Origin of the sequence: Mesorhizobium sp. M1A.F.Ca.IN.022.06.1.1 (assembly GCF_003952605.1) — a bacterium.
Classification (GTDB): Bacteria; Pseudomonadota; Alphaproteobacteria; order Rhizobiales; family Rhizobiaceae; genus Mesorhizobium.
On record NZ_CP034455.1, the window covers coordinates 2,944,981 to 2,963,604 of the forward strand.

The following is an 18,624-nucleotide window of genomic DNA, read 5'->3' on the forward strand; positions in this document are numbered from 1 at the left end:
TCCCACTCGCAAGCCGGCATCACCTGAATCAATACACCTCAGATCATGTCCGAAAGGTCCGAAAACGCCATCGCCTTGCGCAGCACCTCGGCGAAACGCTCGCCGGCGATCTCTCTGGCGCCGCTGTTGTCGATGGAGGTGACATCCGGCCCGGAAAGCGTCACGCTGGTGCTGCGCGCCAGACGCGCCAGCACCTCGCCGCGCGATTCACGGCCGCGCGCCGCCAGCCGCTCGGCGAGGATCTCCGGCGCAGCGGTGATCTCGACCACCGCCAGGTTGGCATAGCGCTCACGCAGCGCCGGGATGACGGCACGGGAAACGTTGGCAACGGCGACATGACCATTGGCGATCGCCCAACCGACATCGGCCGGCAGGCCATAGCGCAGGCCGTGCGCGTCCCAGCAGATGACGAAGGCGCCGTCCGCTTCCGCCTCGGCGAAGGCGGCGTCGGCCAGCGTATCGTGGTCCTCGCTGGCGGAGTCGCTCGGACGGGTGATGACGCGGCGGACGAACTCCAGCCGCGTCTCGCCGGCAAAATGCGCCTTGGCGTAGCCGATCACCGTGTCCTTGCCGGCGCCGCTCGGCCCGACCACCGCGACGAACACGCCGTTGCGGATCGGAAGCGTCTCGGTGAGCTCGCGTTCGATCAGCGCAGAAACCATCATGCGACGCGCCTGCCCTGACGCCAGACGTTGCGCACGACCGGCACATGCTGGTCGACGCGCACGCGCACGAGGTCGGCGCGCCGGCCGGGCTCGATGACACCGCGATCGCTAAGGCCGACCGCTTCCGCCGGGTTCTTCGAGACCATGGCGACCGCCTGCGGCAGCGAAATGCCTTCCACGACATCGCCGAGGAAGAAGGCGGACTGGATCAGGCTGAAGGGGATATAGTCGGACGACAGGATGTCGAGCAAACCGTCGCCGGCAAGCGAGCGCGCCGACACATTGCCCGAATGCGAGGAGCCGCGCATGAGGTTGGGCGCGCCCATCAGCACGCCGAGGCCTGCCGCCTTCGAGGCCCTCGCCGCCTTCTCGGTGGTCGGGAATTCGGCAACGCGCACGCCCTGCTCCACCGCCTCGTCGACATGGCCGGCCGTCGCATCGTCGTGGCTGGCAAGAACGATGCCGCGCTCGCGACAGGCGGCGGAAATGAAGACGCGGTTTGGCCCGGAATTCTTGGCCGATTCCGCCATACGCTTCTCGCAGAATTTCTGGAAGTCGCGGTCGGTGAGCTTCAGTTTGCGCTGGTAGTAGTAGGCGTAGGTCTCGAGATTGACGAACTGGCGCTGGCCCGGCGCGTGGTCCATCAGCGAGGCGAGCTTCACCCTGTCGTCGGTCTCGAAATTGGCGAAGGCCTCGAGGCAGTCCGGCGCCGAGACCTCGCAGCGCAGATGGATGAAGTGGTCGGCCCTGAGCCGATCCTGGCGCACGCTGTCCTCGATCGCGTCGGCGAGCTTGCGCACGTCGTCGGACTTCAGGTCGGCATCCTCGTCCATGCCGACACGCAAGGCGTCGAGCACCGTGGTGATGCCGGCGGTGGCCACCTGCGCATCGTGGGCGAGCACGGCGGCGATCGGGTTCCAGCGCACTTTCGGACGCGGCGCGTAATGGCCTTCGAGGTGATCGGTGTGCAGTTCTACGAGACCCGGGATGATGTAGTCGCCGCCCATGTCCTCGCCGGTGCGGGCCGCACCCGGCTCGATCGCGGCGATCAGCCCATCGCGCAGCAGCAGCGAGCCCGCGACGATCTCGTCGGGCAGCACGATGCGGGCATTGTTCAAAACGGTCTCGGCGGTCATTTCAGCAGTCCTATCTCAGGCGGGCGGACATCAGGCGGTTTTTCTGGCCGGGCCGCGTCCAAGCACGTGGTGCGAGAGCACCATGAAGGGCGCGCCCGGTTCGGTTTCGACGAACAGCGTCAGCGCATCCACCGGCACCGGACGCTGCAGCACATCCGCGAACAGGCTGTCGATTGCAGCGCGAAGGCGCGGGCTTTCCTGTGGCCCGACCCGTCCGGAGAGCGTCATGTGGAAGCGGAACGTCTCGAAGACGTAGGGATAACCCCACTGGCAGAGGTTGCGGAACTCATCCGGCTTCAGCGAGTCTGGGCTGCGGCGCTCGATCTCGGCCTCGGTCAGCGGCGCACGGAAGCGGTCGAAAGCGCGCACGACCTCGCCGGCGAAACTGTTGAGCGGCTCGAAAGGACTTCCCGGCACCAGCGCGAAAAAGCCGTCGATCTGGCCGACGACCAGACGCGGGACGACGACTGGTGCCGTGGCCTCGGCGAAATCGTCGAGCGCCGCCCGCAGCGAGGCTTCCGTTTCGCTGGGCGCCAGCCGGAACGGCGCCTTCAGCGTCGCGTGGAACCCATAGCGCCGTGCCGAGGCGGTGTGGAAGGCAACTTCCGCCGCCGACAGGTCACCCACACCCTCGACCGGCCGCGTCGGCGCGCCGAACGGGTCGCGCCCCAGCCAGTTGGCGGCAATCCGCGCCAGCGGCTCATCCTGCCTCGGGGTAAAGTAAATGGCATAGCGCATCGAAAATCCTCGTCAGACCGCTGCCATAGGTGATTTCCATGACGGATTGACGAAGCTTTCATGGGTTTTCGAAGGCAACCCAGGCTCCGGCGGTCCTTAGCCGACGATTTTCCCGAACTGGACCAACAGGTTGAGCGCTATGAAAAATCTCACGCCTTCATCAGCCACTCATGCTCGGCGGCGTTGTGGAATTTCCATGTCCGCTTCGGGCCGGCCATGACGTTGAGATAATAGAGATCGTAGCCGTGGCAGGCCGCACACGGGTGGTAGCCCTTCGGCACCAGCACGACATCGCCGTCCTCGATCGCCATCGCCTCGTCCAGATCGCGCACTCCATTCCTGTCGGCGTCGGCGTAGACGCGCTGGAAGGCGAAACCCTGCGGCGGGTTGAGGCGGTGGTAATAGGTCTCCTCGAGATAGGACTCGGCCGGCAGATTGTCCTGGTCGTGTTTGTGCGGCGGATAGCTGGAGGTATGGCCGCCGGGCGTGATGACCTCGACCACCAGCAGCGAGTCGGCCGGCTTGCCCTCGGGCAGGATGTTGGTGACGTAACGGGTATTGGTGCCCTTGCCGCGCACTTCCTGACCGAGATCGTCGGGCGCAATGACGCGGGCGGGCAGGCCGCCGCCAAGACCGGGCGCCGAGCAGACCGCAAGCTCCAGTTCGGTGTCGGCGGTCACCGACCAGTCGGAGCCTTGCGGCACATAGACCGACCAGGGTTTGCCCTCGAAGGGCGACATGCGCTCACCGATCAGGCCGAGATCCTTGCCGCCGGCCGCAGCCTGGCCCTTGCCGGTGACGAACACCAGGCAGACCTCGCGCTCGCCCGTCTTGCCGGCGGCCGTCTCGCCCGGCCGCAAGCGGTGGAGATCGAAACCCACGTAAGTCCAGCCCGCGCTTTGCGGGGTGACGTGGGCGACGTGGCCGTGGCCCTTGTCGGCCTTGACGAGCAGTTTCGACATTTTTGTCTCCTGGGTCATTCCTTCGGCTCGGCCGGAGGCTTGGGCTCCTCGGCCGGCTTGTAGAGGTAGAAGAACTGCCACACCGCGTAACCGGCGAAGCCGAGCGCGATTACCCCCAGAACGGCGTGCCGGAGGCGAATTCGATCACCGACCAGATTAGGCAGACGGCGACGACGGCAATGCGCCGCCACAGCGGTCGGAAGAAGGGGTGCTCATAGTCTTTCATCGCGCCAATCCGGGACTTGTCCAAACGCATCAGATAGACCGAGCGGCCGGACGAATCCACTCGTTTACGCCGGGAAGCCCTGCGTCTCGACCGTATAGCCGGCGGCCGTCATCACCCGCATCAGCTCCTTATGGCCGACCTCAGCCATCCTCAGCGGCGGGTTCTTTTTCGGATCCTGCTCGGCCTCGACCACGAACCAGCCTTCATAGCCGTAGTCGGCGAAGCGCTGTACGATCGCGCCGAAATCGAGCGAGCCGTCGCCGGGCACGGTGAAGGCGCCGAGCGCGACGGCATCGAGGAAGGACTGTTTCGTGCGGTCGAGCCCGTCGATCACGTTCATGCGCACGTCCTTCACATGGACGTGGTTGATGCGCTTGTGGTGGTTGCCGATGGCGCGCAACACATCGCCGCCGGCGAAGGCGAGGTGGCCGGCATCGAGCAGCAGCGGGACGCCCTCGCCGGAATGATGCATGAAGGAATCGAGTTCCGGCTCGGTCTCGATCACGGCCGCCATGTGATGATGGTAGGAAAGCGGCATACCCTGGTCGGCGCACCATTCGCCGAATTCGGTGACGCGGCGGGCATAGGCCTTCATCTCGTCGGCCGAAAGCTTTGGCTTGGTGGCAAGAGGCTTGGAGCGGTCGCCCTGGATGGAGCGGCCGACCTCGCCATAGACGATGCAGGGCGCGTTGACCGCCTTGAACAGGTCGATCATCGGCTGGATGCGATCCTTGTTGCTTGCCAGGTCGTCATCGACCAGCGTGCCGGAGAACCAGCCGCCGCAGAGCGTGACGTCGGCCTCTTTCAGGATCGGCAGCATCACCTTCGGGTCGTTGGGGAAGCGGCGGCCCATCTCCATGCCGGTGAAGCCGGCCGAGCGCGACTGGCGCAAACACTCCTCCAGCGACACATCATCGCTCAATTCCACGAGATCGTCGTTCCACCACGCGATGGGAGACATGCCCAGTTTGGCTTTCAAGTCGTCACTCCAGGTTTGGATCGTTCAACTTTCGCTCATCGGCGCTGCCCTCATCCGCCTGCCGGCACCTTCTCCCTGGAAATGAGGGGGAGAAGGGACAGGCTTCAGCGGTGGCGGCCCCCTGCTCCCCGTTCTTTACGGGGAGAGGGCAAGGGTGAGGGGCAGTGCCAGCTTCAATCACCTAAGCTCCGCATGAGCTTTTTCTCGTCATACGCCTTGCGCGCGGCGTTCACCTGCGGCCGCGACGAGACTTCCGGCACGGCAACATCCCACCAGTGGCCGCCGGCCTCGGTCGACACCAGCGGATCGGTGTCGATGACCAGCACGGTGGTCTTGTCGTTGCCCTTCGCCTTGGCGAGCGCCGTCTCGAGTTCAGCAATCGAGGCCACCTTCTCGGCGACGGCGCCGAGGCTGGCCGCATGGGCGGCGAAGTCGACGTCGGGCATCACCTCGTGGCGAGCGTCCTTCAGGAGATTGTTGAAGTTGGCGCCGCCGGTCGCCATCTGCAGCCGGTTGATGCAGCCATAGCCGCGATTGTCGAGCAACACGATGGTGAGTTTCAGGCCGAGCATCACCGACGTCGCGATCTCGGAATTGAGCATCAGATAGGAGCCGTCGCCGACCATGACGACGACTTCCTGGTCGGGTTTCGCCATCTTGACGCCGAGCCCGCCGGCGATCTCGTAGCCCATGGTCGAGAAGCCGTATTCGGCGTGATAGGAACCGGGCGCGCCCGCTTGCCAGAGCTTGTGCAATTCGCCGGGCAGCCCGCCGGCGGCATGCAAAAGCGTGACGCCCGAGCCCATCGCGCGCTGCACGGCGCCGATCACCTGCGCGTCGGAGGGATAGGCGGCGTTGGTCGAGGCCGTCACCTTGGCGGCAGCAGCCTGCCATTCCGTCTTGCCCTTCAGCGCACTGTCGGTCCAGGCGGTCGGCGCCTTCCAGCCCTTCAGCGCGGCGGAAAGCTCGGCGAGCCCCTCGGTGGCGTCGGCAACCAGCGGCAGCGCCCAGTGCTTGCCGGCATCGAAGACCTGGGTATTGAGCCCGATGATGGTGCGGCCGGCATTCTTGAACAGCGCCCAGGAGCCGGTGGTGAAGTCCTGCAGCCTGGTGCCGACGGCAAGAACCACATCGGCCTCTTCCGCCAGCCGGTTGGCCGCTGATGTGCCGGTGACGCCGACGGCCGCCATGTTGAGCGGATGATCGTCGGGCAGCGAGGATTTGCCGCCTTGGGTCTCGCAAACCGGAATGCCGGCGCCCTGCACCAGCTTGGCCAGCTCTCCGGAAGCCTGCGAATAGAGGACGCCGCCGCCAGCGATCACCAGCGGCTTCTTGGCGTTCTTCAGGGCCGCCACGGCGACGGCCAGCTCGTTGCGATCCGGGCGCAGCCGGCGCGGCGTCCAGACGCGCTCGGCAAACAGGCTTTCCGGATAATCATAGGCCTCCGCCTGCACGTCCTGGCAGAGCGAAAGCGTGACCGGGCCGCATTCGGCCGGATCGGTCAGCACCTGCATGGCGCGGTTCAGCGCCGGGATGATCTGCTCCGGCCGCGTGATGCGGTCGAAATAGCGCGAGACGGGGCGGAAGCAATCGTTGACGCTCGCCGTGCCGTCGGAGAAATCTTCGGCCTGCTGCAGCACCGGGTCGGGCAAGCGGTTGGCGAAGACATCGCCGGGAAGCAGCAGCACCGGTAAGCGATTGACGTGGGCGAGCGCCGCAGCCGTCACCATGTTGAGCGCGCCGGGGCCGATCGAGGTGGTCGCGGCCATGAAGCGGCGGCGGAAATTCGCCTTGCCGTAAGCAATCGCCGCATGCGCCATCGCCTGCTCGTTATGGGCGCGGAAGGTCGGCAGCTCGTCGCGGACCTGGTAGAGCGCCTCGCCGATGCCGGCGACATTGCCGTGGCCGAAGATCGCCCAGACGCCGCCGAAGATCGGCACCTTCTTGCCGTCGATCTCGGTCATCTGGCGGCTGAGAAAGCGGGTCAGCGCCTGCGCCATCGTCAGGCGAACGGTGTTGGTCATTGTCGTTTCCTCCGGCTTTCCCTGTGCCGCCTAATATGCTGCCCGTTCTTCTTATGCTGCTTTGCGGCCGCGCGCTGCAAGCCATGCCTCGGTCAATTGCTCGAAGCGCGAGGCCATGTCGGCGACAGCCTCGTCATCCGAGATCTTGCCGGCCAGCCATTGTTCGGCGGCATTGACAAAGATGGTGCGACCGACTGCAAATCCCTTGACGATCGGCGCATTGGCGGTGGCGGCAAAGGCGGCGACCAGCTCATCCTGCGGCGCCTCCAGACCGAGCAGCACGACGCCGCGGCACCACGGATCATTCTTGACGATCACCTGCTCTATCCTGGCCCAGGCGCCTGCCGAGGCCTGCGGCTCGAGCTTCCACCAGTCGGGCTTGATGCCCAGCGCATAGAGTTCTTCAAGGGCGCGCGGAATGGTGGTGTCGTCGAGTGTGCCGTGCTTGCCGGCGATGATCTCGACGAGCAGTTCCCTGCCGACTTTCCGCGCCGCCTCGAACAGGGCTCGCAGTTTTTGCTGCTGCTCTGTCTTCAGCGCCTCCGGATCATCCGGATGATAGAAGCAGAGGCACTTGATGCAATGGTCGACCGGCCATTCGGTGAGCTGCGAGCCGACGTCCTGCGAGAATTCGAAGCGCAGCGGCCGCGATCCGGGCAATTCGACCGGCCGACCGAGCCAGGCAAAGGGATGGCGGGCGAACTCGAACATGGCATCGCGGCCGTATTTCTCATCGATCAGCATGCCGTAGCCGTCGCGACCGGCGGCGACCTTGGCCGCCGCCTTGACGGTGAGCACCTTGAAGTCGGGGATGCGCGAGACATCTGCACCGACCCTGGCGGCGACATCTTCCAGCTGGACGCGGTGGTCGCAAGCGAGCGCCATCAGCGAAGGGATGTCGCGCCGGCGCGTCGTCGCCCAGTGGATGTGGTTGATCGCCTCGTCCTTGCGCAGCGCCAAGTGCTTGCTGCCGTGCTTCAGAAAGAACTGCAGCTCCTCGAAGGTGGGATATTCCGGCGCGCATAGCAGGCGCGACACGGCGAAGGCGCCGCAGGCATTGGCCCAGGTCGCCGCCGTGGCATAGCTTTCGCCGCCGAGCCAGCCGCGCAGGAAGCCCGACATGAAGGCGTCGCCGGCGCCGAGCACGTTGTAGATCTCGATCGGGAAGCCCTCACCGACGATACCGTCCTCGAGGTCGTCGCTGATCGGCCCGTCATAGACGATGCAGCCTTTGGCACCGCGCTTGAGCACGATGGTAGCGGCCGACAGCGTGCGGATCGTCTTAAGCGCGCTCAGACAATCGTCGGCGCCGGAGGCGATCATGATTTCCTCCTCGGTGCCGACGATGAGGTCGCAATCGGGCAGCACCGTCTTCAGCTGCGCCGAGACCCGGTCCGACTTGACGTAGCGCTCGAAGCCCTCGGCATGGCCGGCGAGCCCCCAGAGGTTCGGGCGGTAGTCGATGTCGAACACGACCTTGCCGCCCTTGGCCTTCATCAAACGGATCGCCTTGCGCTGTGCGGCATCCGAGTTGGGACGCGAGAAATGGGTGCCGGTGACGACCACGGCGCGCGCCGAGGCGATGAAAGCCTCGTCGATGTCCTCTTCGGCGAGCGCCATATCGGCGCAATCCGAACGATAAAAAATCATCGGCGAGACGCCTTCGTCCTCGACGGAAAGCAGCACCAGCGCCGTCAGCCGTTCCTTGTCGGTCTTCAGGCCGTCGACCGAGACGCCCTCACGCCTGAGCTGCTCGCGGATGAAACGGCCCATCTGCTCGTCGCCGACGCGAGTGAGCAGCGCCGAGCGCAGGCCGAGCCTTGCCGTGCCGACGGAGATATTGGCCGGGCAGCCGCCGACCGACTTGGCGAAGGAGGTTATGTCCTCCAGACGCGAGCCGATCTGCTGGCCGTAGAGATCGACAGAGGCGCGGCCGATCGTGATGACGTCGAGCGGCGGATATTTCGCTTCCACGGCTTCGCCCATTCGAACCTCCCATCGGCTTTGTTGTGCAGAGCAGCGTCGTTTTGGGCAGCACGCGCGAACGGCGGCGTGACACCGTCAATATGAAATAATAATTCCAATCTATAGTCAATATGGAATGAGTGTTCCCTGACGGAAAAACGCCCGTTCGGGGCCGCTCAGGCCTTGCGCTTGCGGCCGGCGTCGCGCCGCTTTTCGCCGACGGCAACGGTCAGCGCCATGGCAAGCGCCATCGTTGCCGACAAAGAGCGGAAGCCGCCGAAATCGGATTCGGCCACCTCGAACCAGACCTTGGCGAATTGGGCGAGAGGCGAGAACGAGCTGTCGGTGATGGCGACGATGGGCACGCCCTGCTCGGCGATCGAGCGCGTCTCCTCGATGGTCGCAGGCGCGTAAGGCGAGAAGCTGATGGCGATGACGGCGTCGCGCGGCGTGGCGAAGCCGATCATCTCGGCATTCAAGCCCGCGGCCGACTCGATCAGTTGGTTGCGGATCTTGAGCTTGCCAAGCGCGTAGGCGATGTAGGAGGCGACCGGATAGGAGCGGCGCTTGGCCAGCACATAGATTGTCTCGGCCTTTGCCAGCAGCGTGATCGCCTGTTCGAAATGCGCATCGTTCAGCGCGCGCGAAATGTCGCTGAGCGAGGTGCTGGCGGCAGCCACGAAGCCGTCGAAGATCGCCCGGTGTCCGGCGCCTTCCTCGGCCTTGGCGCGCAGCGCCGCCAGCCGCTCGTCATAAGACGAATTGCGTTCGCGCAGCCGCTCGCGAAACACCTGCTGCAGGCTGGTGAAACCGTCGAAGCCGAGCTGCTGGGCGAAGCGGATCAGCGTCGAGGGCTGGACGCCGGCGGAAGCCGCGATACTCGCCGCCGTGCCGAAGGCGATGTCGTCGGGATTGTCCAGCGCATAGGCGGCGATCTGCGCGATGCGCTTGGGCAGACTGGTGCGCCGCTCCAGGATCGTCGTGCGCAAGGTCTCGAAATCGCGAGGCACCCGTCCGTCCATCGTCGCTCCGCCCACGGCCATGCTGGTGTTCCCTCTCCTGCCTCATCATAGCGGTTTCGCGCAAGAACACCATAAAAAATGATTTGGACGTTCCATTCTCGACTGAAATGGATTAATTCATCCATGCGAATTCTTCCCCTTCAGCGGAGACAATCGACATGGTCGGAGTGGGCCTCATCGGCACGGGCTTCATGGGCAAGTGCCACGCCATTGCCTGGAACGCGGTCGGCACCGTCTTTCCCGATGTCGAGAAGGCGAGGCTGGTGCATCTGGGTGAGGTCAACGACGAGCTTGCAAAGCGCAAAGCGGCCGAGTTCGGCTTCACTCGAGGCTCGGGCGACTGGCGTGCCGTCGTCAACGATCCGGAGGTCGATGTCGTGTCGCTGACCACGCCCAACCAGTTCCATCCGGAAATGGCGATCGCCATCCTCGAAGCCGGCAAGCACCTGTGGTGCGAGAAGCCGATGGCACCGAGTTTTGCCGAGGCCGAGGCGATGGCGAAGGCAGCGACCAAATCCGGCAAGGCTGCCGTGCTCGGCTACAACTACATTCAGAACCCGGCCATCCGCCACATCGGCGCGCTGCTTGAGGAAAAGATCATCGGCGATGTCAATCTCGTGCGCATCGAGATGGACGAGGATTTCATGGCCGATCCCGAGGCGCTGTTCTTCTGGAAGCATGAGGCGGCTTCCGGTTATGGCGCGCTCGACGATTTCGCGGTGCATCCGCTGTCGCTGATCAAAGTGCTGTTCGGCCGCGTCGCTCGCGTCATGTGCGACATGGCGAAACCCTATGCCGACCGGCGCGTCGCCTCCGGCGGCCGCCGTGCGGTCGAGACCTACGATATCGCCAGTGTTCTGATGCATCTGGAGAACGGTGTCGCCGGTACGCTGCTGGTCAACCGCTCGGCCTGGGGCCGCAAGGGCCGTATCGCCCTCCAGATCTTCGGCTCGAAAGGCTCGATCCTCTACGACCAGGAGCGAATGAACGAGTTCCAACTTTATCTGACCGCCGACCGGCCGACCGAGCAGGGCTACCGCACGATCCTGCTGGCGCCGCACCACAAGCCCTACGATTCCTTCGTGCCGGCGCCCGGCCACGGCCTCGGCTTCAACGACCTTAAGATCATCGAATGCCGCGAGCTTTTGATGCGGATCGCCGGCAAGCCGGCGCGGACCATCGACTTCGACGAGGGGCTGGAGATCGAGCGGACCGTGCATGCGATGGCGCGTTCGTTCCAGGAACAGCGCTGGGTGGATGTGAGGTGAGCTGGCTCCCCTTCAGGTGCCGGCGGCGGCTGCTGCATTGATCTCCCAGCCGTCCACCCAAACCTGCCGCAGTTGATCGCCTTCGCCTTTGAACCATAGGCCGGTCGGCTGGCAATCCTCGATGCGGTCGCTGCGGAAATTGCGGATGGCCTGGCGCAGCTCGCACCAAGCGACGATGTTGGCGGTCTCGGCGTAGTAGATCAGCGCGATCGGGCGGACGATACGCTGTGTGTCGCGGCCGGCTTCGTCGCGGTAGGCGAGGTCGAGCTTCTCCTCGTCGCGGATGGCGCGGCGCACCAGCGCCAGATCGACCGCCGCGGCCGCAGGCGAAAAACCCCAGGCATGAAGAGCGTTGGCGTCGAGCGTCTGGCGCAAGGGCGGTGGCACGGCGCCGGCGATCTTGGCGCCAACGCGCTTTGCCGCCTGCTTGAGCTCGTCATCGCCGGTGCGTTCCAGCAGCGCCAGCGACAGCACGATCGCCTCCATCTCCTCGATCGAAAACATCAGCGGCGGCAGGTCGAAGCCGGGGCGCAGGATATAGCCTATGCCGCGCCCGCCCTCGATCGGCACCCGCATCGCCTGCAGCGCTGCGATATCGCGATAGACCGAGCGCACCGTCACTTCCAGTTGCTCGGCGATCGTCGCCGCGGTCACCGGCTTCTTGGCCAGCCGCAGGATCTGGATGATTTCGAACAGGCGCGAGGCCTTGCGCATTTTTCCACTCGATCGAAACGCAACTGACACACCCCCGTCAGTTGGGATGACCTATAGGGCCGCGCATCAGTTTGAAAATCAACAGATTCCTCAGCGTCCTTGGCGGGCCGCGACAGGCAACTGACATGAGTTACACGGAAAATCTCTGGCTGTTCTTCATCCTGCTGTTCGGCATCATCGCCGTGCCGGGCATGGACATGCTGTTCGTGCTGGCCAATGCGCTGACCGGGGGGCGCGACAGGGGGCTGGCGGCGACCGGCGGCATTATGCTCGGCGGCGTAGTGCATACGTTGAACGGGGCGATCGGCGTCGGGCTGCTGATTCATTTCGTGCCGGTCCTGTTCAAACCGCTGCTGATCGCCGGCGCCGCTTACATGGCCTATATCGGAATTTCGCTGATGCGCAGCTCGATCACCGTCAGCGATGACGGGCCCGCCGGCAGCCGCTCCGCCTGGAAAGCCTTTCGCCAGGGATTGGTCACCTGCCTGATCAACCCCAAGGCCTATCTGTTTATCCTTGCCGTCTATCCGCAGTTCCTGAAGCCGGTTTACGGTCCGATCTGGATGCAGGCGACCATCATGGGACTGCTGACTGTCGTCACACAAGCAGGAATCTACGGCGGCCTCGCCATCACCGCCGGGCGCAGCCGGGCGCTTCTGGTCGGCAATCCGCGGGCAACGGTCATTGCCGGCCGTGCGGCCGGGCTGCTTCTATTCGCGGTCTCGGTATTCACCGCATGGGAAGGGCTGAGGGCCGCGTGAACGCCGCCCTCGCCAGGGTTGTCAGGCGGCGCCCTGACGGGTGGCGAGCAGTTCGCGCTTCACCGACCGGCGCCACTCGACGGCGCCGGCAAGTCCGTGCAGCACCGTTTCGGTGGTCGCCCAATCGATGCAGCCGTCGGTGATGCTCTGGCCGTAGGTGAGCTGCTTGCTGGGCACGACGTCCTGACGGCCGGCGACGAGATTGCTCTCGATCATGACTCCGATGATGCGCTCGTCGCCCGCTGCGACCTGGCCCGCCACGTCGTGCGCGACTTTCGGCTGGTTCTCCGGCTTCTTGCCGCTGTTGGCGTGGCTGACATCGATCATCAGGCGCGGCGCGATGCCGATGCGGCCGAGCTCCGCGGCGGCCGCGTCGACGCTTGCCGCGTCGTAGTTCGGCGCTACGCCGCCACGCAGAATGACATGGCAGTCTTCGTTGCCGGTCGTCGCCGCGATCGCGCTGCGGCCGCCCTTGGTCACCGCCATGAAATGATGCGGCTGCGCAGCGGACTTCACCGCCTCGCCGGCGATTCTCAGATTGCCGTCGGTGCCGTTCTTGAAGCCGACCGGGCAAGAGAGGCCCGACGCCAGCTCGCGGTGGATCTGGCTTTCGGTCGTGCGCGCGCCGATGGCGCCCCACGCGACGAGGTCGGCGATGTATTGCGGCGTCGTCATGTCGAGGAATTCGGTCGCCGCCGGCAGGCCGAGATTGTTGACGGCGGAAAGCACGTTGCGCGCCATCCGCAAGCCTTTGTCGATGTTGAAGCTGCCGTCGAGGTCGGGATCGTTGATCAGGCCCTTCCAGCCAACCGTGGTGCGCGGCTTCTCGAAATAGACGCGCATGACGATCTCGAGCCGGTCGGCCAGGGCCTCGCGCAGCGCCGCCAGACGGCTGGCGTAGTCCACGGCGGCGACCGGATCGTGGATGGAACAAGGGCCGACGATGACGACCAGTCGATCGTCGGCCCCGGTCAGGATGGAATGGATGGCGTTGCGTGACGCAGCAACGGTGCGCGTCGCCGTGAGCGAGCGCGGTATCTCGCGCATCACGTCGTCCGGCGTGCTCAGGACTTTGAGTTCCTTGACCCGTAGGTCGTCTGTGGTGGTCAACACGGCTTTCTGCTCCTGGTTAGGAGACCTGCCGGCTGAAACGAAAAAGCCGCCAGGTCTGGCGGCTTTTCGGATTAGATGCTGCAATCTTCAGATCGAGCGCAATCCTCCCGCCGCCAGCGAGCTACCGTAGCTAAAGTACCAAAACGAGGCGGTCAGGTGGATCATGCGGCTCATATAGTCGATGCCGAGGCGCTTGTCACGTCCTCATGAAGCTAAGCATTTGCTTGGTTTGCGCCGTGCTCCGTGGCCTCGGGAAAAAAGAGAGCATCATGCAGCGGTTCATGCAGACCATGGATCGAAAAGTTCGATTGCAAAGCCTTCGAAATGCTTCGAATTACGCGTTGCCAAGGTGAGCTGCTTCGCAATCGCGGTGGCGGCGATCAGACCGTCCATCGACGACAGACCGCGACCGCGGCGCTTGGCAAGGCCCATCAGGTCGCCCCAGGCCAAGGCAACGGCTTCGTCCACCGGCAAAACCCTTTGCTCGAAGCGCTGCGGCAAATCTCGAGCGAGCCATTCGGCCAGTGCCTCTCGTTTGCGGCCCTCATCCATGAGGGAAACGCCGCGCCGGATCTCGGCGATCGACACGACGCTGATGAATGATCGATCCTCATCAAGCCCGTCCAGCCACTTTAGAACGCCTACATCCGGCGCCGGCCTCGTCACCTCTGACAGGACATTGGTATCGAGCAGAAGCCTCAAAGCGGCTGATCACGCGGTTCGTCGGGTTGACGCTCAAGGTCGAGATCGGCGCCGCGCAGCGGCGACTCCAGGAGGAACTCCGCAAGCGTTCCTTTGCGGGCGGTCTTCCGCCGCCATTCCTCTGCGGACACGACGACAACGCTTGGTTTGCCGTTACGGGTGATCGTCTGAGGCGAAGATTGCGCCCGATCTATTACCTCCGAGAGCCGGGCCTTTGCCCCAGCGACCGTCCAGCTCGTATCTTCTTTCGGTCCGGGCAGCATCTCAATCTCATGACTACTCTGACCATCTTGACTATACCGGAATAGCGATGCTGCGGCAACAGGGGCTCTCAGGGGCCGCGTACCTTTGGGCGCACGAGGCTGATCTCATCTCCACCCATAGCTGGCCGGCTTCTGGAAGGCTACTCGTGTCACTACTCCCCGATCACGCCAGCTATGTTTTGATCATAATCGACCAGCGAGCCGGTCATGACGCCGGCCTGCGGGCTGAGCATATAGGTGATCAGCCGGGCAAGCTGCGCCGGCTTGACCAACTGGCCCATCGGCTGCGCGGCCTCGGCCTTTTCCAGCCAGTCGTCCGGCGCATCGTGCCACTTCTTCTGCACGATCGCCTCGCCCTCGGTATCCATCCAGCCGGGCAGCACCGCGTTGCAGCGGATGCGGTTTTTCCGGTAGGAGCTGGCGACATTCTTGGTCAGCGTCATCAGCGCGCCCTTGCTGGTCGAATAGGGCGTCAGGAAGGACTGGCCGGCATGCGCCGACATCGACAGCACGTTGACGATCGAGCCCGGCGCCCTGCGCTCCAGGAGATTCGCGACGAGGCCTTGCATCAGGAAAAAGGGGCCGCGCACATTGGTGTCGAAGATCTGGTCGAAAAGCTCTTCCGATGTCTCGACCAACGAGCCGCGGGCCGAAGTGGCGGCGGCGTTGACCAGCGCGTTCAAAGTGCCGAAATGCGCGAGCGCCGTTGCGACGGCGCGCTTGCAGTCGGCGACCTTGGCGACATCGGCGCTGATGAAGATGGCATCGACACCGTTCTTCTTGAGCGCTGCGACCGCCTTGTCACCTTTGTCCTGCGAGCGGCCGACCAGCGCCAGCGCGCGGCAACCCTCGTCGGCCAAGGCTTCCGCGACGGCGAAGCCGATGCCCTGCGCGCCGCCGGTGACGATGGCGCGCGTTTCTGAATTGCGACCGGCTAGACCGTTCATCGCTCTGGCTCCTGTAATCGAGTTTCAAACCTTCAGGCGACGCGGACGGTCTTGCCTGTCTTGGCAGACTCCAAGGCGGCATCAGCCAGCTTCAAGGCGACCAGCCCGTCCTTGCCGCTCGGCGCCGCCTTCTTGCCGGCAGTCGCGGCGGCGATGAAGGAAGCGATCTCGTTGGCGTAGGCGTCGATGTAGCGGGTCATGAAGAAATCGTGCAGCGGCGGGCGCGTGTAGCCCTTGTCGTTGGCGAGTTCGATCGACACCGGCCGCTGATTCTCGGCCGCAACCATGCCCTTCGAGCCGTGCGCCTCGATGCGCTGGTCGTAGCCATAGGTGGCGCGGCGCGAGTTGGAGATGACGGCCTGCTTGCCGGACGCGGTTTCCAGAATGACGCTGACGGAGTCGAAATCGCCCGCTTCGCCGATCTTCTTGTCGACCAGCACCGAGGCGTGCGCGCTGACGGCAACCGGCTCTTCGCCGAGCAGGAAGCGCGCCATGTCGAAATCATGGATGGTCATGTCGCGAAAAATGCCGCCGGATCGCGCGATGTAGTCGAGCGGCGGCGCGCCCGGATCACGCGAGGTGATGGTGACCATCTCGACATCGCCGATGGCGCCGTCGTCGATCGCCTTGCGGACGGCGGCGAAATGCGGGTCGAAGCGGCGGTTGAAGCCGACCATCAGCGTAGCGCCGGCCTTGTCGACCACGGCCAGGCACTGCTCGACGCGCTTGACGTCGAGGTCGATCGGCTTCTCGCAGAAGATCGCCTTGCCGGCCCTGGCGAAGCGCTCGATGAGGTCGGCGTGAGTGTCGGTCGGCGTGCAGATGATGACGGCGTCGATGTCCTTGGCCTGCTCGATGGCGTCGATGCTGCGCACCTCGGCCCCATAGGCGGAGGCAAGCTCCGTCGCCGCTTTCTCGAAGGCGTCCGCCACGGCCACCAGCTTGGCCTGCGGGTTTGAGGCTACGGCGCGGGCATGCACCTTGCCGATACGGCCGGCGCCGAGAAGAGCGAAGCGGAGAGTCATGGAATGTCCTTTGAGGGTGGCTCTAAAACGTGTCCGCGCCGGCCGGCGCGGACGATTTGGTCTGGTCCCGTCGTGGCGCCTGGTCAGGCGGCCTGAAGCTCCGCCTGCCCGGTCTTGGCGCCGGTGATGTAAGCGACGATGTCGTTGCCGTCGGTGTCCTGCTTGCGCAAATTGGCGACGATGCGGCCGCGCCGGAAGACGACGATGCGGTCGACCAGGTCGAAGACCTGGCGCATGTTGTGGCTGATCAGGATCAGCGGCTCGCCGTTCTCCTTCAGCGTGCGGATGATGTTTTCGACCTGCGCCGTTTCCTGCACGCCAAGCGCTGCGGTCGGCTCGTCCATGATGATCAGCTTGGAGGCGAAGGTTGCGGTCCTGGCGATCGCCACGCATTGGCGCTGGCCGCCCGACATGTGGCGGATGGTGCTGGAAAGGTTCGGGATCTTCACCGCGGTGCGGATCAGCGCCGCCTCCGTCGCCCTGCGCATCGCCTTGCGGTCGAGAATCGAGAAGGGGCCGAGGTTGAAAAGCACCTTCTCCCGGCCGAGGAAGAGGTTCGACGGCACGTCGAGGTCGTCGGCCAGAGCCAGGTTCTGGAACACGGTCTCGATGCCGGCCTCGCGCGCCTCGATCGGGCCGGCGAAGTTCACTTCCTTGCCGTCGAACCAGATCTTGCCGTCGGTGCGCTGCTCGACGCCGGTGATCTGGCGCACGAAGGTCGACTTGCCGGCGCCGTTGTCGCCCATGATGGCGACATGCTCGCCCTTGCGCAGCTCGAAATTCGCCTCCTGCAGCGCGTGAACGCCGCCATAATGCTTGGTGAGGTTTTCGGTCTTCAGAACGATATCGGACATGGTCAAGCTCCTATCGCCCGGCGGCGCTGGCGCCATTGATCGAGAACGACTGCGCCGACGATGATCACGCCCTTGACCATCTCCTGATAGTAGGCGTCGAGGCGCAGGAAGGTGAAGCCGGAGATGATGACGCCGAAGATCAGCGAGCCGATCACCGTGCCTATGATAGACCCGCGGCCGCCCGAGAGCGAGACGCCGCCGATGACCGCCATGGCGATGGCGTCGAGCTCGTACATCACGCCCATGCCGGCCTGGGCAGTGAGGTTCTTGGAGGAGAGCACCACCGCGGCGATCGAGGCGAGGATGCCGGCAATCACATAGACCAGCACCTTGTGGTTGGCGATCTTGATGCCGGACATGCGCGCGGCGTCCTCGTTGGAGCCAATGGCGTAACAATGCTTGCCGTATCGGGTGTAGCTCAGGATGAGCTGGAACAGGATCGCCAGTGAAATGAAGATGATGACCGGCATCAGCCCCTTGCCGATGGCCGCGAAGCTGTCGGTCGGGAACGAGATCGGTTGGCCCTTCGACCACCATTTGGCGATGCCGCGCGCCGTGACCATCATGCCGAGCGTGGCGATGAACGGCGGAATGCGGGTGTAGGCGATCAGGGCGCCGTTGATCAGGCCGGCAATCAGCCCGCAGCCGATCGCGACCAGCAGCGGCACGATGACCGGCAGGTCGGTCCATCCGTAGTCAATGAACATCGCCTTCGGGTTGGGATTGCCGTTGACGGTCGCAACCTGCGCGAAACTCATGGCGATCATGGCGGTGGCGCCGACGATCGAGCCCGAGGACAGGTCGATGCCGCCGCAGATGATCACCTGCGTGACGCCGATGGCGATGATGCCGACGATCGACACCTGCAGGATGATGATCTGCAGCCGCTGCTCGTTGAAAATAGCATCGACGTTATCGCGGGTGTTGAAGAGGAAGCTGTCGCCGAGGAAGACGCGGCCGATCAGCTCGAATGCGCCGACCAGGATGACCAGCGCCAGAAACACGTTGAACTCGGCAGGCCAGGGGCGCTTCTTGGCGTCATAGCTCAGCCCGCCAATGCCATGCGATGTCTGTGACACGTCTTCTTCCTCCGAATGACCGCGCCCGCTCTCCCGCCCGGTCGGGCGGGAGAAGGAAGGGAGCGACGCTGCTCTGTCTGCAGCCGATTTCAGCCAACTCGATGCGTCGGAGCGCCGCTCCAGGGTTTGTCCTCACGCAAGTCCGTACGGAAAACTTCCCTGGAATTGCGTTGGCGCGACC

General features: G+C 64.6%; 18 protein-coding genes and 1 pseudogene. 2 read left to right on the forward strand and 17 right to left on the reverse strand.

From position 1 onward, the window contains the following. Positions 1-38: 38 nt before the first annotated feature. The 9 genes and pseudogenes from phnN to EJ078_RS13930 form a co-directional block, all read right to left on the reverse strand. Positions 39-665, reverse strand: a complete 627-nt coding sequence (gene phnN, locus EJ078_RS13890; protein WP_164750437.1) for a phosphonate metabolism protein/1,5-bisphosphokinase (PRPP-forming) PhnN — start codon at positions 663-665, stop codon at positions 39-41. Further along, a complete protein-coding gene (locus EJ078_RS13895) occupies positions 662-1,801 on the reverse strand; it encodes an alpha-D-ribose 1-methylphosphonate 5-triphosphate diphosphatase (RefSeq protein ID WP_208721581.1) in 1,140 nt (379 codons plus the stop codon). The genes phnN and EJ078_RS13895 overlap by 4 nt, the downstream gene beginning before the upstream one ends. A gap of 30 nt (positions 1,802-1,831) precedes the next feature. Next, on the reverse strand, positions 1,832-2,539 hold the full coding sequence (locus tag EJ078_RS13900; RefSeq protein ID WP_095799078.1) for a DUF1045 domain-containing protein: 708 nt from the start codon (positions 2,537-2,539) through the stop codon (positions 1,832-1,834). A gap of 149 nt (positions 2,540-2,688) precedes the next feature. Further along, on the reverse strand, positions 2,689-3,501 hold the full coding sequence (gene iolB, locus EJ078_RS13905) for a 5-deoxy-glucuronate isomerase (protein ID WP_208721583.1): 813 nt from the start codon (positions 3,499-3,501) through the stop codon (positions 2,689-2,691). A 14-nt stretch (positions 3,502-3,515) separates the two neighbouring features. Continuing rightward, positions 3,516-3,727: pseudogene (locus EJ078_RS13910) on the reverse strand (DUF3329 domain-containing protein). Positions 3,728-3,791: 64 nt separating this feature from the next. Beyond that, entirely contained in the window at positions 3,792-4,706 is a 915-nt protein-coding gene (gene iolE / locus EJ078_RS13915; RefSeq protein ID WP_127215320.1) for a myo-inosose-2 dehydratase, read from the reverse strand. Between the two features lie 173 nt (positions 4,707-4,879). Beyond that, positions 4,880-6,730 (reverse strand): 3D-(3,5/4)-trihydroxycyclohexane-1,2-dione acylhydrolase (decyclizing), encoded by a 1,851-nt coding sequence (gene iolD, locus EJ078_RS13920; protein WP_127215321.1) that lies wholly within the window; start codon positions 6,728-6,730, stop codon positions 4,880-4,882. 51 nt (positions 6,731-6,781) lie between these two features. After that, positions 6,782-8,716: a 5-dehydro-2-deoxygluconokinase gene (gene iolC, locus EJ078_RS13925; RefSeq protein WP_127215322.1), complete on the reverse strand. Its 1,935-nt coding sequence runs from the start codon at positions 8,714-8,716 to the stop codon at positions 6,782-6,784. Between the two features lie 155 nt (positions 8,717-8,871). Further along, on the reverse strand, positions 8,872-9,717 hold the full coding sequence (locus tag EJ078_RS13930) for a MurR/RpiR family transcriptional regulator (RefSeq protein WP_067323921.1): 846 nt from the start codon (positions 9,715-9,717) through the stop codon (positions 8,872-8,874). A 158-nt stretch (positions 9,718-9,875) separates the two neighbouring features. On the opposite strand from EJ078_RS13930, the gene EJ078_RS13935 reads away from it, so the two are divergent. Next, a complete protein-coding gene (locus EJ078_RS13935; protein ID WP_067323919.1) occupies positions 9,876-10,985 on the forward strand; it encodes a Gfo/Idh/MocA family oxidoreductase in 1,110 nt (369 codons plus the stop codon). Positions 10,986-10,997: 12 nt separating this feature from the next. On the opposite strand, the gene EJ078_RS13940 is transcribed toward EJ078_RS13935, so the two are convergent. After that, complete coding sequence (locus tag EJ078_RS13940) at positions 10,998-11,699, reverse strand: YafY family protein (protein WP_095782142.1); 702 nt, start codon at positions 11,697-11,699, stop codon at positions 10,998-11,000. 125 nt (positions 11,700-11,824) lie between these two features. Here EJ078_RS13940 and EJ078_RS13945 point away from each other — a divergent pair, with 125 nt between their 5' ends. Further along, positions 11,825-12,460 carry a LysE family translocator gene (locus tag EJ078_RS13945; protein WP_095776900.1) on the forward strand — a complete coding sequence of 212 codons (636 nt, stop codon included), beginning with the start codon at positions 11,825-11,827 and terminating at the stop codon, positions 12,458-12,460. A 21-nt stretch (positions 12,461-12,481) separates the two neighbouring features. Here the strand turns inward: EJ078_RS13945 and EJ078_RS13950 are convergent, their stop codons facing one another. The 7 genes from EJ078_RS13950 to EJ078_RS13980 form a co-directional block, all read right to left on the reverse strand. Continuing rightward, a complete protein-coding gene (locus EJ078_RS13950) occupies positions 12,482-13,573 on the reverse strand; it encodes a 3-deoxy-7-phosphoheptulonate synthase (RefSeq protein WP_067323911.1) in 1,092 nt (363 codons plus the stop codon). Positions 13,574-13,852: 279 nt separating this feature from the next. Next, entirely contained in the window at positions 13,853-14,275 is a 423-nt protein-coding gene (locus tag EJ078_RS13955; RefSeq protein WP_127215323.1) for a type II toxin-antitoxin system VapC family toxin, read from the reverse strand. Next, positions 14,272-14,538: a type II toxin-antitoxin system Phd/YefM family antitoxin gene (locus EJ078_RS13960; protein WP_067323907.1), complete on the reverse strand. Its 267-nt coding sequence runs from the start codon at positions 14,536-14,538 to the stop codon at positions 14,272-14,274. The genes EJ078_RS13955 and EJ078_RS13960 overlap by 4 nt, the downstream gene beginning before the upstream one ends. 152 nt (positions 14,539-14,690) lie before the next feature. Further along, on the reverse strand, positions 14,691-15,485 hold the full coding sequence (locus tag EJ078_RS13965) for an SDR family oxidoreductase (protein ID WP_127215324.1): 795 nt from the start codon (positions 15,483-15,485) through the stop codon (positions 14,691-14,693). A 32-nt stretch (positions 15,486-15,517) separates the two neighbouring features. Then, complete coding sequence (iolG, locus tag EJ078_RS13970; protein ID WP_067002875.1) at positions 15,518-16,510, reverse strand: inositol 2-dehydrogenase; 993 nt, start codon at positions 16,508-16,510, stop codon at positions 15,518-15,520. An 83-nt stretch (positions 16,511-16,593) separates the two neighbouring features. After that, a complete protein-coding gene (locus EJ078_RS13975; RefSeq protein ID WP_067003269.1) occupies positions 16,594-17,364 on the reverse strand; it encodes an ATP-binding cassette domain-containing protein in 771 nt (256 codons plus the stop codon). A gap of 2 nt (positions 17,365-17,366) precedes the next feature. Beyond that, positions 17,367-18,443: an ABC transporter permease gene (locus tag EJ078_RS13980; protein ID WP_095782140.1), complete on the reverse strand. Its 1,077-nt coding sequence runs from the start codon at positions 18,441-18,443 to the stop codon at positions 17,367-17,369. Positions 18,444-18,624 lie beyond the last annotated feature (181 nt).

Coding starts and splice junctions, on each gene's coding strand:
- phnN (WP_164750437.1), bottom strand. CDS start 665: ATGATGGTTTCTGCGCTGATCGAACGCGAGCTCACCGAGACGCTTCCG.
- EJ078_RS13895 (WP_208721581.1), bottom strand. CDS start 1,801: ATGACCGCCGAGACCGTTTTGAACAATGCCCGCATCGTGCTGCCCGAC.
- EJ078_RS13900 (WP_095799078.1), bottom strand. CDS start 2,539: ATGCGCTATGCCATTTACTTTACCCCGAGGCAGGATGAGCCGCTGGCG.
- iolB (WP_208721583.1), bottom strand. CDS start 3,501: ATGTCGAAACTGCTCGTCAAGGCCGACAAGGGCCACGGCCACGTCGCC.
- iolD (WP_127215321.1), bottom strand. CDS start 6,730: ATGACCAACACCGTTCGCCTGACGATGGCGCAGGCGCTGACCCGCTTT.
- iolC (WP_127215322.1), bottom strand. CDS start 8,716: ATGGGCGAAGCCGTGGAAGCGAAATATCCGCCGCTCGACGTCATCACG.
- EJ078_RS13930 (WP_067323921.1), bottom strand. CDS start 9,717: ATGGACGGACGGGTGCCTCGCGATTTCGAGACCTTGCGCACGACGATC.
- EJ078_RS13935 (WP_067323919.1), top strand. CDS start 9,876: ATGGTCGGAGTGGGCCTCATCGGCACGGGCTTCATGGGCAAGTGCCAC.
- EJ078_RS13940 (WP_095782142.1), bottom strand. CDS start 11,699: ATGCGCAAGGCCTCGCGCCTGTTCGAAATCATCCAGATCCTGCGGCTG.
- EJ078_RS13945 (WP_095776900.1), top strand. CDS start 11,825: ATGAGTTACACGGAAAATCTCTGGCTGTTCTTCATCCTGCTGTTCGGC.
- EJ078_RS13960 (WP_067323907.1), bottom strand. CDS start 14,538: ATGCTGCCCGGACCGAAAGAAGATACGAGCTGGACGGTCGCTGGGGCA.
- EJ078_RS13965 (WP_127215324.1), bottom strand. CDS start 15,485: ATGAACGGTCTAGCCGGTCGCAATTCAGAAACGCGCGCCATCGTCACC.
- iolG (WP_067002875.1), bottom strand. CDS start 16,510: ATGACTCTCCGCTTCGCTCTTCTCGGCGCCGGCCGTATCGGCAAGGTG.
- EJ078_RS13975 (WP_067003269.1), bottom strand. CDS start 17,364: ATGTCCGATATCGTTCTGAAGACCGAAAACCTCACCAAGCATTATGGC.